The organism is Paenibacillus uliginis N3/975, assembly GCF_900177425.1.
GTDB lineage: Bacteria > Bacillota > Bacilli > Paenibacillales > Paenibacillaceae > Paenibacillus_AQ > Paenibacillus_AQ uliginis.
On the sequence record NZ_LT840184.1, the window covers coordinates 5,862,715 to 5,875,844 of the forward strand.

Annotated in this window: 9 protein-coding genes; 6 read left to right on the plus strand and 3 right to left on the minus strand. The window is 48.4% G+C overall.

The window, feature by feature from the left end:
* Nucleotides 1-12: 12 nt before the first annotated feature.
* Nucleotides 13-1,344 carry an MFS transporter gene (locus tag B9N86_RS27305; RefSeq protein ID WP_208916192.1) on the minus strand — a complete coding sequence of 444 codons (1,332 nt, stop codon included), beginning with the start codon at nucleotides 1,342-1,344 and terminating at the stop codon, nucleotides 13-15.
* Nucleotides 1,345-1,510: 166 nt separating this feature from the next.
* On the minus strand, nucleotides 1,511-4,045 hold the full coding sequence (locus B9N86_RS27310) for a GH39 family glycosyl hydrolase (RefSeq protein WP_208916193.1): 2,535 nt from the start codon (nucleotides 4,043-4,045) through the stop codon (nucleotides 1,511-1,513).
* A gap of 231 nt (nucleotides 4,046-4,276) precedes the next feature.
* Here B9N86_RS27310 and B9N86_RS27315 point away from each other — a divergent pair, with 231 nt between their 5' ends.
* From B9N86_RS27315 to B9N86_RS27325, 3 genes are all read left to right on the plus strand, one after another.
* Entirely contained in the window at nucleotides 4,277-4,453 is a 177-nt protein-coding gene (locus B9N86_RS27315) for a hypothetical protein (RefSeq protein ID WP_208921005.1), read from the plus strand.
* A gap of 269 nt (nucleotides 4,454-4,722) precedes the next feature.
* The gene (locus B9N86_RS27320; RefSeq protein WP_208916194.1) at nucleotides 4,723-6,378 is read left to right on the plus strand and encodes an SWIM zinc finger family protein; all 1,656 of its coding nucleotides are present in this window, start codon (nucleotides 4,723-4,725) and stop codon (nucleotides 6,376-6,378) included.
* A complete protein-coding gene (locus B9N86_RS27325; RefSeq protein WP_208916195.1) occupies nucleotides 6,375-9,326 on the plus strand; it encodes a DEAD/DEAH box helicase in 2,952 nt (983 codons plus the stop codon). Before B9N86_RS27320 ends, B9N86_RS27325 begins: the two co-directional genes overlap by 4 nt.
* Nucleotide 9,327: 1 nt before the next feature.
* On the opposite strand, the gene B9N86_RS27330 is transcribed toward B9N86_RS27325, so the two are convergent.
* On the minus strand, nucleotides 9,328-10,170 hold the full coding sequence (locus B9N86_RS27330; protein ID WP_208916196.1) for a helix-turn-helix transcriptional regulator: 843 nt from the start codon (nucleotides 10,168-10,170) through the stop codon (nucleotides 9,328-9,330).
* A 133-nt stretch (nucleotides 10,171-10,303) separates the two neighbouring features.
* On the opposite strand from B9N86_RS27330, the gene fabF reads away from it, so the two are divergent.
* The 3 genes from fabF (at nucleotide 10,304) to rsiV (ending at nucleotide 13,104) form a co-directional block, all read left to right on the plus strand.
* Complete coding sequence (fabF, locus tag B9N86_RS27335) at nucleotides 10,304-11,542, plus strand: beta-ketoacyl-ACP synthase II (RefSeq protein WP_208916197.1); 1,239 nt, start codon at nucleotides 10,304-10,306, stop codon at nucleotides 11,540-11,542.
* Between the two features lie 178 nt (nucleotides 11,543-11,720).
* Nucleotides 11,721-12,236 carry an RNA polymerase sigma factor SigV gene (locus tag B9N86_RS27340; RefSeq protein ID WP_208916198.1) on the plus strand — a complete coding sequence of 172 codons (516 nt, stop codon included), beginning with the start codon at nucleotides 11,721-11,723 and terminating at the stop codon, nucleotides 12,234-12,236.
* Complete coding sequence (rsiV, locus tag B9N86_RS27345) at nucleotides 12,229-13,104, plus strand: anti-sigma-V factor RsiV (protein ID WP_208916199.1); 876 nt, start codon at nucleotides 12,229-12,231, stop codon at nucleotides 13,102-13,104. Before B9N86_RS27340 ends, rsiV begins: the two co-directional genes overlap by 8 nt.
* Nucleotides 13,105-13,130 lie beyond the last annotated feature (26 nt).

Consider the following 13,130-nt stretch of genomic DNA (forward strand, 5'->3'; position numbering starts at 1 on the left):
TAAACGTCCTCCTTACATGTTTTGCATACTTGGTGTTGTGATGTCAGCGGAAATGTCCGATCCGCCTTCGGTTGCAACAGGTTCCCCAATTTCAGGCAACGGCTTAATGGAAATCATACCGATCACCATAAACACGGCGAGTGCGATATAGAAGAAAGTCCAGTCTCCAATGCCAGTCATCGTGCCTGCGCTAAGCAGGAACGGCGCGATTGCAGGTACAATCGATTGCGGTAGCGCGTTCGCCACGTTCATAATGCCGAAGTCTTTAGCGGAATCTTCTTTACGAGGCAGAATCCGTGCGACGAGCGCCATATCAACAGCAGAGAAACAACCGAACCCGAGACCAAGAACCGCTGAAGCGATTACAAATGCAGTGAAGTTAGGAACAAATGCAAAGACCAGTGTTGCCAGAACCATAATCAAAGCCGACAAATACAGGAACGGTTTTTGCTTACGGAACTTATCAGACAGCACTCCGCCAAATATACTCGTAACGGCCATCGCAATCATAGAGATAATGTTCACGGTTGCTACGCTGGCCGTTGCCTCGGCTTCCGTATAGCCCATCCGGTTAACCAGCATCATGGTGAAATAGAGACTGCTACAGTAACCCATCATTAACAGAAACTTCGATACAACCGCCCAGGTGAAAGCCGGAAAACGACGTGGGCTAGGGTAGACCTTACTGAGCTTCTCGCCAAACGGAATCTTTTCTTTTTCCTTATGAACGGCCTCCACTTTACCATCCTGAATCAGGAACAAGCTGAGGACCGGGCCCACCACCCCAATCACAGCGAGCAAAATCCATTTCGTTACTGAAGAAGCATCCGTCATGATCGTCATCATGACCATACCGATCGCAATGGCAACCGGCAGCACCAATCCCAGAAGTCCGGATACGGTACCTTGTTTCTCCTGCTTCACCTGATCTGGTATCAGCGCGGTATATGCTGCCATCCCGAAGTTGAAGAATAATTGTGCAATGGCCCAACCGATAATAATGAGCCATAACGAGGACGTCATACCAATTAACAGAAGAGCAGCACAGCCGATCAAAGGACCTATCAGAATCCATGTCCGCCGGCGGCCAAACGATATGTTCGTCCGGTCACTAATCGCACCGCCCAGAGGGTTCCCGATCAAGGCAAAGAATGCGCCAATACCAGCAACCAGACCATAAGAAGATGTATATCCGTTCGGGTCAATCTCGATCATCTTGAATGTCAGCAATAAGGATGCCGGTGTCATTAATGCCAGCATCATACAGCCGTAGCCTAGCATAATGCCGAAAGTCAATCTGCCCAAAGGTGTTCGAACCTGCCCTTTCACCTTAGCTCCAGCCATCTATATAACCCCCTCAATCAATATGAAAACGATTACAATTATAGTATAAAAGAAACCACCTTCTTCAAGACAGGCGGCTTCTTACAGACTTCTATGCTTATTTTTAATGTTTTATTGTAAACGCTTTCCTTATTTCGGTATAAGGAGATTAAAAATCAACACAATTTTAGTCATAGGTCGGCATCAGTTCAATTAGCTCCACTTCATGTGGTGCGAGACTGGAATGAACGGTTAACGCCGCCTCATCCACCCTCACATATTGAACATGTCTGCGGGGACAGGAATTCGCCTTTAGGTATTGGATATCCTCCTGTGTCAGAGATTCCGGTGCCCCCATTGTTACCCAGGCATCATAGCTGCTGCCCTGGCTGCGGCTGATCGTATGGGTAATCATCTTGTAATGACCATTTGGTAGATTGCTGAGAGCTATGTCAATTTTTAATGTCCGCTCATTCTTGAATCCATTATAACGGTGAGTTGCATCAATAAATGAAATATCACCCATAGCATAGAGCTCATCGAAGTGGCAGTAATTATAAGTCAGGACCTGATATCCCCCGCTCCCCGCAGTCACAATATACCCGTCTCCTTGAGCTATAACGGTACTCCCTAGCTTTGTTAACAGCTCATATGCATACATCGCGGGTTTCGGGATACCATACTGTGCAATCAAACCGAGTCCACCGTGAAACAACTGTTGCGATGGAAACGTCTCCTCAATATTGTCACTAAGCACCCAATAACCGAATCCATGAACGACGTCCAGATTATCAAGCAGATTTTTCGCAATATAAGCAGCCTTGTACAACGTATCATTCGTGAGCTCTCGATGGTATCCCGTCGAATTCCATTCCGTAAGATAAATCTCGCAGCCGGATAATCCGTACTCTGCGATCAGCTTAAGCTCATCTTCCAGCTTCTCCTTTAAGAAATCCGGATTCGAAGAGATTCCGCGAAATTCTTCAAGCAGCTGATAATAGGAGTCTGTATCGTACTTCTGAGCCATATATTCCTTGTTCATCAACTTCTCAAAGCGCTCGTGCGGATAGAAGTGAAGTGGAATAAAGTCTGGCTGGCAACTATTCTTTCTGCAAAATTCAAAAAAATCCTTAACCATGGACATGGATTCCATCGTAATAATCCGTCCTGGAGCTCCAATTTGGAGTGCCTGTGATATATTTTTGACCGTCTGATAGGTTCTGTAATACAACTCATTGTATTCATCGTGTGACGCTGGCCAGAATATATGAAGCTCCGGCTCGTTCCAGAATTCAAACTTCCAGCTCTTCACTTCCGCTGCCCCATACCGATTCATGCAGTGACGGATGAATCGGTCAACCAGCTCGCACCACTTATCCACGGACTTGGGCGGACTGGTATAACTGGCTCTGTAGAATACCGATTTATCCGTATCAGATGCCAGAGCAGAAGGCATAAATCCAAGCTCTACAAAAGGCTTTAGCCCGACAGACAGCAAAAAATCGAACAATTGGTCCACAAACCGGAAATTATAACGGGGCTTCCCGGCTCCATCCTCATCGTAAACCATCATCCCGTCATCAAAGATGCCGTGGAACCGCAAATAACGGAACGGACTCTTCTGCTGTACATGCTTCAGCTGCTGCTGCACATCTGCATGCAGCCCTTCCTTCGCTTTTCCGATGGTGATCAGATTCTTCCACGTATGCTGAACGGTTGTTCCTTGGATTGCAGTATCAATTTTATAGGCCCTAGTTTCCAAAGTCTGAACTTTCTCTACCTCCCGAGACTGGCTCCGCTCCAGAAACTGACGGATAATGCCAAGCGCGCTGGAATGATTAAAGTTCAGATAATGAGAGGAGATATCCTCATTCTTCTTCTGGACCATATCCGGACGGTACTGCTTACGGTACTCATGAGGCGTCATATGGTAGCGGTTCTTAAAGGCGGTGTAAAACGACTTGGCATTCGGGAACCCATGATTCAAAGCAAGATCCGCGATCGGAATCTCGTCATAGTTAAGCAGATCCTCTACTGCATTTTTCAGACGGATGCTGGTCAGATAGGATTGAAAATTCAGTCCGATATTTTCACTGAAAAATTTGGACAGATATGGAACCGAGAGAAATTCACGCTCTGCCAAAGACTGAAGCGAAATCGGATCTTTGTAGTGTTCATCAATATAAGTAATAATACGTAGCATTCGTTCCATATACTTCTCGTTTATCGCACCGCTCGATCCGGTCGTCCGGAATTGCTTCAAGAGAATGGAGAATACGGCCAACATCCGAATCCCCATGTCCAGTTCATAAGCTTCCTCCTTCTTATTGTTCAGCTGCACCATTTCCGCGAGCAAATGGCGGATTTGATCGAGGGCTCCACGCTGCTCGGACCGTGCTGTACGAGATTCACATTTGAATAGAATATTCTCAATGCCCCTAATATTCTCTTTCAAATAGGATATAGGAATGAGAAACGTAGCGATAATGTTATTATTCAGACCAATCACTTCATGAACATGACATTGATTGATCAGAAATACATCCCCTTCAGCCAAGGTGTGCTGCTGACTCCCTACCGTAACTTCCAGTTTACCGTTCAATACAAAAATGATCTCCACACTGTTATGCCAATGGCTTGGCACATAATTGACTCTGTGCAGTGATACATCAAAAGGTAATGCGTCCCCGGTCTCAACCAGTTCGTAGATGGATGTCTTCAATCTATTTCCCTCCTTTTCTTCGTCGTGTTCAACATGCTAAATGCCACCTTAATATGATGAATTTCAGTACAATGGCCTGCCAATTATGTTAAAGTTAGATTGTGTTTGTTATATTTTGGAATAAAAGGCCCTATGTCCTTTGTCTAATCTTATAAGTATGTAGACCTACCATGCAAATATTTGGGGGATTATACACCGATTTATAGAGAATTAATGAAAGGAGGTGAGTTTATGGGTATGGGTATGGGAATGTCCATGTTTGGATTATGGCCAACTTTGATGTTCATAGTAAACGGGCTTTTCTTACTACTTGGATTGTATGCACTATATCTCCTCATTAAACTTTTGATTCGGGCCATAACAGCGGTAGAACTCTACATAGATGAGAAGAGGAACCGGCGGTTTTAAATCAGAGCCGGATATTTGTTTCAAGGTCTATGCGCTATTGTCGTGTGAAAACAAGGAGAAATAAAAATAGCTGTCGAGACGCTCGACAGCCTGAGCCCCGATACTCGGGGCTTTTTCTATTTCGATCTACTCCACAATCAGGCTACACGCCAAAACATACAATATATTTCCATGAAAACATGCCTTTCTCTTCCAACTTATTTATTACCGGCATTGGATATGGTAGATTAGAGTCCATAAAACTATTAGTTTCAGGAGATGGATTCCTCATGAACCTTATCCAGCCGCTGGATGATATACAATGGCAGACACTCATACAACATACAGCCGCATACTTCAATGACCTGACAGTAAAACGCGGATTTCAATATTACAAGCAGGGCCGGGTCTCTTCGCTGCAGCTGTACGAATCCGGTCATATCGAAGCTGTAGTGGAAGGAAGAGAAACTTATCACGTCGACCTTGTCCCGGGTTCTCTGGATGACAGCCGCTGCACTTGTCCGGTCAGAAAGAGCTGCAAGCACATGGTAGCTGTCCTGCTGGATGCTGCAGGCAAGCAGGGGCGATCCGTTCACGCGCTCGTGAACGCCCATTCAACCAATCTCATCCGGTTCGGCGAGTTGACTTCAACCGAGCACGGGGCTTCTCCGTATTCGGCCCACACAGCCGCGAACAGACAAGCAGCCACCTTAGCAAACTTCAAAGAACAAGCCAACCGACTATCCGAAATGCCTATCTCTGATTGGCATAAGCTGTTTGGCCAATGCACCACAGCACTGGGGGTCAACACCTTAAACTCCCTGTACTCCAGAAATGCACTGGAAGCCATCTTCCGCATCAAACCTGCTCTTAGCGGAGTCATGGATGTGCTGTTCGAGCTTCATGCTCGACTGTTCGTGCTCGAAAGGCTGGTGAGACAACCGCAGAGCCACAACACGGGCTCCGGTCTATTTATGGGCTATCACGTCCAGATTGCTGCGGATGATATCCAGAAAGACATCGAGCAGCACTTCGCATCTGGTCACTTCTCCATTCCAGTTGAAACAGAGCATTCACAGCGTATGAGCGAAACGTTAACTTATTTGCGAGATAAAATGCTGACCGAAGCCCGAAACCACTCATTCTTCTCCAATATCTACAACCAGCTTTGGGTGTACGGCATTCATTCCAATGAACGGGATACACAACTGTACTCCGAAGAGCTGGACCATCTGAAATCGGCTGAGGCGGAACTCGGTAACGCATATTCGCGATCTGCGGGTATGCTTGCGCAAAGCTTGATGCACTTCTTTCTCTCCGAGGATCAAAAGGCTTGGGAACTGCTTCGATCTGCCGACAAAGGACTTTACATTCAACCTGAGCAGCTGATCCATTTCCTTGATGTGCTTTCTCAAGATCAAGACTGGACGCGCTTAACGGGGTGGCTCACCGAGATCGGCCCGCTGCTGGCCAGCTACCGAAATCACAATTTAAACAGCTATATGGCCTACTGGGATCAAGCGATACAGCAGCTGCCGCAAGCAGAGCAGTCCCTGTGGGACACACTGGTGGACATGCTTCCTTATTCCAAGGATATTTACCAGGAAACACTGCTTGCCCATGGCAAATGGCAGCAATGGATGGATTTTCAACTAAGCACCGGCAAAGAGCCGCTGGAGTTTCGTGTCAGCGTACTGCAGCCGATCGAGAAGCATGCACCGGAACTGCTGCTGCCTTTTTTTCATCAGGCGGTAGAACGATACATTCTTCAAAAGAACAGAGCCAGCTATAAAGCAGCAGTCAAGCTGCTCAAGCGTTTGTCTAAGCTATACAAAAAAATGAAGCAGGAAGACCGCTGGGATACATTCATTACCGCCTTTGCCGGACGGCATAGCCGGCTTCGCGCACTCCAGGAGGAGCTTCGGAGAGGAAAACTGATATCATGAGCCATCATACTGAAACCATCACCGTCCAGATTACGTTAAGCGCCTATGGAGATGCGCTCATATACGGTTCCACCCTAATACAGAGCTACTTGTCCGGACAATACCTGAAGCAGCGTTTGTTTGCCTGGCACGAGGAATCTTTTTATGGAACAGAGTTGGAAGTGCAGCAAATTCAAGATGTTGAGCTGGTTCTCCTGCCTGCTGAGCAGGTCATCCCTTTCTTTGCAGAGATGAAGCTGCTGAATCATATTGAGTGGGTGTGGGGTGAGGAAAGCACTCCATTCGTCCAGCTCGCCCCGATGCTTTACGAGTGTATCAAGAAAAGAGCATTTATCCCGAGCTTTAACGCCTATCAAGACGGAAAGCTGCAGTGGACCTGGGATCCGGAGACTATCGATCCGGAAGGCAGAGCAATCCTGTCACAGCTGGGGGACGATCCCTTGCTTAGCGAAGGGTTAGGAGCAGCCTTCTCGGCTTCTGTCTTTCAAAGGTGTTACGGGACAGAAGCCGAGGCTGCCGATTTACGCCGGGAATACCCGCTACTCTTCGCCAAAGACCGTTCCGCTGCAGCCGGGATGGATGCACAGTCCTGGCTTATTGCCATTGGCTGGAAAGCAGACACGGCTCCCTTCCGCCCGCTTCTCCAGCTGCTGGAGCCGGACGAAGAAGAAACGGCTTGGCGGCTGAGGCTTGTCCTTCAAGACAAGCAAGACCCCGCGCTGCTCTGCCCAGTCCGGCTTGCGGAGGACGGCGAAGCTTCCGGCTCATGGCCGGAGCACTGGACGCCGCATATACACGATCGTTCCAAGGCATGGCTGGAACGTCTACGCGCCGCGCTTCCAGCGAAGATGCTGGCGGACGGCGGACAGGATATGATAAGCACCGAGCTGTCCGATGATGCTGCGTGGCAGTTCCTGACGGTGGACAGCCATCGTCTGCTGCAGACCGGCTGGCAGGTGCTGCTTCCGGCATGGTGGGAAGCTGCCACCCGAAAGCGGCCGAAGCTGCGGGCGAAGGTCCACTCTGGCGAAGGCAGCGAGCGCAGCACCGGAAGTTCGCTATTCGGGCTAGATTCACTTGTGAACTTCGATTGGCGCATCGCCATTGGCGATACCAGCCTCACAGAAGCCGAGTTCACCGACCTTGTCGCACGGAACGAACGATTAGTCCGTTTCCGTGGCCAGTGGATCGCGCTCGACCCTGCGCTGGTGGCGCAAATCCGCCAGGCCATGGCAGGAATGGATTCCTCGCAGGGCTTATCCTTTCAGGATATCCTGCACCTCCATCTGCTGGGAAGCGAGGATGCACCAGAGAACAGCGGCCAGGAACCCGAAGAGGAAGGTCCTGAACGCATCCGGCTTGAGGTCGAGCTGAATGAGCATCTACTGGGGCTGATCAGCCAGCTTAAACGGCAGAGTGAGTGGCCGGATCTGCCTGTACCGGATAGTTTAAAGGCAGAGCTTCGGTCTTACCAGCGTGAGGGCTATGCTTGGCTTGCCTTTTTGCGACGTTTTGGGCTTGGCGCCTGTCTCGCCGATGATATGGGTCTCGGCAAAACCGTACAATTCATCACGTACTTGCTTCATGTCAAAGAAACGGCTTCCGGGCAGGAAGGCAGGCTACCTTCCCTCCTGATCTGCCCTACTTCCGTTCTGGGCAACTGGCAGAAGGAATTGAGCCGGTTCGCCCCGTCCATCCGGGTTATGCTTCATTACGGAAGCAAGCGGTACAGCAGTGAGGAGTTCCATGAGGAAGCAAGCCAGGCCGACATTGTCCTGACCTCTTATGCAACGGCTACCCTGGATCAGGAGCTGCTTATAGGTTTCAAATGGGAAGCCCTCTGTCTCGATGAAGCTCAAAATATAAAAAATGCCCAGACGAAGCAATCGGCTGCGGTCCGCAGCTTTCCGGCGAAACATCGCATCGCGCTGACCGGTACGCCGATTGAAAACCGCCTGTCGGAGCTCTGGTCGATCTATGATTTTATCAATCCGGGATATCTAGGCAATCTTCGGGCCTTTACCAACCGCTTCATTCAAGCGATTGAGAAGGACCATGACGAGCAGAAAACGGCCGATCTGCAAAAGCTCGTTAAACCGTTCATGCTCCGCCGCAAGAAAAAAGATCCGGCGATCCAGCTGGATCTACCGGATAAGAACGAGATGAAAACATACATTCATCTCACGACCGAGCAGGGTGCACTTTACGATCAGAGTGTGAACCAGCTCATGGAGCGTATGCAGAAGCTGGAGGGTATTGAGCGGAAAGGTGCTATTCTATCGGCACTCACCCAGCTGAAACAGCTGTGCGATCACCCGCAGCTGCTGACTAAAGAAGCTCTACCAGAAATAACGGGGACCTCAGGCCGTAAGCTGGATACGGAAACGCTTATCAACCGTTCTTCCAAGCTTGAGCGCCTTCTATCCATGGTCAAGGAGCTTCGGGAAGAAGACGAACGATGCCTGATCTTTACGCAGTACATTGGCATGGGCGAGATGCTGCAGCAGGTGCTTCAACAAGAGCTTGACGAACCGGTGCTTTATCTGAATGGCAGCACCTCAAAGACAGCGCGCGACCGTATGATCGACCAGTTCCAGTCGCGGACGCTGCCGGCGAAGGAGCAGCCCAGCGTATTTATCCTTTCGATCAAGGCGGGAGGCGTCGGCCTGAATCTGACCGCAGCCAACCACGTCTTCCACTTCGACCGCTGGTGGAACCCGGCTGTTGAGAATCAAGCAACCGACCGGGCATACCGCATGGGCCAGACGAAGGATGTGCAGGTTCACAAGTTCATCTCCATGGGCACACTGGAGGAACGGATTGATGAGATGCTGGAAAGCAAGCAGCAGCTCAGCGATAACGTCATCTCCAGCAGTGAAGGCTGGATAACCGAGCTGTCGACCGATGAGCTGAAGGATCTGTTCACCTTGCGACGGGATTGGGCGTAGATTACGATTTCTCTTCCATCAACTGCCGCATCTTGGCTTCCGTATTCGTGTCCGGCGCAGGTGTATATATACTGCAGCGTAAATCATCATTACCATATACATGCAAAGACGTAAGCTCAAACAACATCTTTCCGGCTTTGGCATGTCTGAATTCAAGATGTACTTCCGGTGCGTAACTCACCTGGCTTTGCTCCCACATCCGGGTGAAGCCGGGATGATCTCTCTTCATTTCTTCAAGAAATGATTCGTACCACTTATCCTCCACATATTGTCCGTAATACGAACGAAACATCGCCAGAAACCCGCTGGCAAACTGATCCCAGTTAACTGCCAAACGCTTAAATTCTCTGCGGGTGAACAGCAGGCGAATCATATTTCGTTCTTCCAGAGGAATGCGTTCAAAGTCCAGAAATACATGGGCCGCGGCATTATTCCACCCAACAATGTTACACATGCGATCGGAAATAATCGCCGGACAACAGTGGAGTTCTTTAATAATTTTATGCAGGGAGGGGCTGATATGGGCCGCTTCCTGTTTGAGCGGATAGGTGCTTGTACCCGTCTCGAAGGCTAGTGAGAACAAATACTTCCGTTCATCAGCGGTTAGTTTCAGCGCGTTAGCTACACAATCAAGGACAGATGATGAAACCTGGATATCACGTCCTTGTTCCAACCAGGTGTACCACGTTGTGCTAACGCCTGCCAGTTGCGCTACTTCCTCTCTTCGCAGTCCCGGCGTTCTTCTTCGGGTTCCTACCGGTAAGCCGGCAGACTCTGGGGAGATCTTCGCGCGTTGAGATTTTAAAAATGCGGACAGTGCTTGAAGTCTGGCCTGTGAATTCATCGTACCCTTCCTCTCATACCGTTTTAGGATGGCAGTAATTATACTAGGATAAACGATATCTTGTAATAGGATAACATACATGACATCATAACCTTACGAATGACAAGTTATATATTCTAAGGAGGTTTATCCTATGGAAAGAGTCGTCATTACCGGTATGGGTGTGATTTCGCCGCTGGGTAACGATGTAGAATCATTCTGGTCCCGATTAGTTCACGGTCAATCTGGTATTTCACATATAGAATCATTTGACACAACGAAACAAAAGGTAAAGATAGCGGGTATCGTTCGGGATTTTGATCCAATTGAACTCTTTGGTGTAAAAGAAACAAGGCGCATGGACCGTTTCTGCCAGTTCGCCTTAGCAGCGGCAGAACAAGCCTTCAACAGCTCCAGTCTCAAGCTTGAGGACATCAATCGGGAGCGCATGGGCGTATATATCGGCTCCGGCATCGGAGGAATCCAGACCTTAATGAATCAAAGTGCGGCTCTCGCCTCACGCGGACCTGAACGGATCAGCCCCACACTCGTTCCAATGATGATTCCTAACATGGCAGCCGCAATGGTTAGCATTAAATATGGCGCACTGGGTTCCTCACTATCACCGGTAACGGCTTGTTCTATCGGGAATACAGCGATAGGTGAAGCCCTCTTTAATATACAGGCGGGAAGGTCTGACATCATATTTGCGGGAGGAACAGAAGCTGCACTGACCGACATTTCACTCGCAAGCTTCTCCAATGCCACGGCGCTATCCACCCGAAACGATCAGCCAGAATACGCAAGCCGTCCGTTCGATGCTGGACGGGACGGGTTTGTAATGGCAGAGGGTGCTGGTATTGTCATTTTGGAGTCCCTGACTCATGCACTGCGAAGAAATGCCCAAATCCTCGGAGAGGTTATTGGTTATGGGGCCGGCTCAGATGCCTATCATATGGTCGCAACACCAGCAGACGGTCACGGAGCCGCCAGGGCAATGAAGTCGGCACTTGCAGAAGCCAAAATCTCTTCAAATGAAGTCGATGTGATCAGCGCTCATGCGACGAGTACTGTAATCGGGGACCGTTCGGAAACAGCAGCGATCAAACATGTATTTGGACCTGACGCATACCGTATTCCCGTAACAGCCAACAAATCAATGACCGGTCATATGCTGGGTGCCTCTGGAGGCATAGAGGCGATTGCTCTTGTTAAATCTTTGCAGGAGGGAATCATTCCCCCTACGATCAATCTAGATACACCTGATCCGGCGTGTGACCTGGACTACGTCCCGAATCAAGCCAGAAAAGCCGATCTAAATATTGGAATCTCAAATTCCTTTGGCTTCGGGGGACATAATTCAGCTATAATTATCAAGAAGTTTGCGTTGTAAGCTTGGCTTTAATAAACTATCGGGCCCCAATTTGGGGCCCTTTCTTGCTTTTTCTCAAAAAAATTTTCACACTATTCAAACTTTTTTAAACCCCTGCACGTCTTGCCTGTGAAAGTGAAAGTGAAAGTTCAATTGCAATTGATCGCTGGCGCGCGCAGCAAAGGAGTGTCATATACCCATGAGAGGCCGGAAACTGGAAAAGCTTCTTATGGATTGTGTTACAGAAAATCAGGAAAGCATCTACAGGCTGGCCTACAGCTATGTAAAAAACAAAGAGGATGCACTCGATATCGTACAGGACGCAATTCATAAAGCATTTCTATCCATTGATAAACTGCAAAATAAGGGTTCAATCAAGAGCTGGTTCTACAGAATTGTCGTAACAACCTCCCTTGATTTTTTAAGAAAATATAAAAATATGCATGTCATGGAGGATGAAATTTTAGAGTCATTCATCCCCGGTCAAAATGATACTTATCCCAATCTGGATTTGGCCGAATCCGTGAATGATCTGCCTGAGAAATACCGGACAGTTATCATTCTCCGATTTTTTGAAGATATGAAAATAGAGGATATTGCAGAAGTGATTCAGGAGAACGCCAGTACTGTGAAAACAAGATTGTATCAGGCGCTGAAACGGCTGCGAATAAGTTTGGAAGAAGAACAACTAAAGGAGGTGCATCCCGTTGAATGACAGATTAAACAACATGAAAAAAAAATACGAGTCCGTTCCCATCCCTGAAGAATTGGATTTGGTCGTCAAAAGAGCGATCAAGCAAAGGAAGAATCGGCGTATCAAGCTTCAATCATTAGCTGGGGGTGCAGCCGCCTCCATTCTATTATTTGCCGGAGTGAATACGAGCCCTACGTTTGCTGCCGCGATCTCGGATGTACCAGTACTCGGCAATCTTGTTAAAGTAATCACGATCAGTGAGTACACCCAAAAAGATGATTCGTCCGAGACAAACATCAAAACACCGGCTATTACCAATCTAGACAATCCGCCACTCGAAGAGGCGCTGAACAGCAAATATGCCGAAGAGAACAAGAAGCTCTATGAATCTTTCAGAGACGAAGTCGAGGAACTAGAAAAGACGGGCAACGCCAATATGAGCCTCGACAGCGGTTATGAGATCATAACGGATACCGATCGACTACTTACCTTGTCGCGTTATGTCACGACGACCGCGGCTTCTGCCGCAGAGACAAGAACCTACGACACGATCGACAAGCAGGAAAACATCGTTATTACCCTGCCAAGCCTATTTAAAGATGATTCATACATCCAGGTGATCAGTGATCAAATCAAACAACAGATGAGACAGCAAGTGCAGGAGGACCAAGACAAGATCTATTGGATAGAATCGGCGGAAGATGATGATGTTATGACTCCTTTTGAAAGCATCTCAAAAGATCAGAACTTCTATATTAACGCTGACGGCAAGCTGGTCATTTCCTTCAATGAATACGATGTTGCCCCTGGGTATATGGGTGTAGTGGAGTTCGTCATTCCGACAGAAGCGCTCTCTGGTATTCTCGTTAGCCACGAATATATTAAATAATCCAATCCCAAAAATCATTATGGAGG

What these genes read in the sequence shown, in the direction of transcription:
- B9N86_RS27330 (WP_208916196.1), bottom strand. Translation starts at nt 10,170, where the DNA reads ATGAATTCACAGGCCAGACTTCAAGCACTGTCCGCATTTTTAAAATCT.
- B9N86_RS27320 (WP_208916194.1), top strand. Translation starts at nt 4,723, where the DNA reads ATGAACCTTATCCAGCCGCTGGATGATATACAATGGCAGACACTCATA.
- B9N86_RS27305 (WP_208916192.1), bottom strand. Translation starts at nt 1,344, where the DNA reads ATGGCTGGAGCTAAGGTGAAAGGGCAGGTTCGAACACCTTTGGGCAGA.
- fabF (WP_208916197.1), top strand. Translation starts at nt 10,304, where the DNA reads ATGGAAAGAGTCGTCATTACCGGTATGGGTGTGATTTCGCCGCTGGGT.
- B9N86_RS27325 (WP_208916195.1), top strand. Translation starts at nt 6,375, where the DNA reads ATGAGCCATCATACTGAAACCATCACCGTCCAGATTACGTTAAGCGCC.
- B9N86_RS27315 (WP_208921005.1), top strand. Translation starts at nt 4,277, where the DNA reads ATGGGTATGGGTATGGGAATGTCCATGTTTGGATTATGGCCAACTTTG.
- B9N86_RS27340 (WP_208916198.1), top strand. Translation starts at nt 11,721, where the DNA reads ATGAGAGGCCGGAAACTGGAAAAGCTTCTTATGGATTGTGTTACAGAA.